This is a genomic window from Microbacterium jejuense (assembly GCF_019511665.1).
Lineage (GTDB): Bacteria > Actinomycetota > Actinomycetes > Actinomycetales > Microbacteriaceae > Microbacterium > Microbacterium jejuense_A.
This window is the reverse complement of record NZ_JAEUAW010000049.1, coordinates 1-250: the sequence shown is the minus strand read 5'-3', so window position 1 is coordinate 250 and position 250 is coordinate 1. Positions and strand designations below refer to the sequence as shown.

Genomic DNA, 250 nt, shown 5'->3' with positions numbered 1-250 from the left:
AGCGTGAGGGCGACGCGTTCTCGATCAAGCAGTTCCACAAGCGCGCGCTCGACATCGGCGGCGTCGGCCTCGACACGCTGCGCTTCGCACTGTCGCGCTGACGCGTCCCTTCATCCGAGGAGGTCGTCTGCGTGAACGCGTCGTAGAACTGCCCGACCGCCCAGAAATCCGCCTCGCGGTGCGGACACACGTACTCGTCCGCGGCATCGGCCGGCGGCATCCATCGCTCCGGCGCGACCGGGACGGCCAA

General features: G+C 68.8%; 1 protein-coding gene. It reads left to right on the top strand.

Translation table 11 applies throughout. From position 1 onward, the window contains the following. The coding region (locus JNB62_RS19335) for a DUF885 domain-containing protein (RefSeq protein ID WP_223231060.1) at positions 1–101 on the top strand (101 nt) is incomplete at its 5' end. Positions 102–250 lie beyond the last annotated feature (149 nt).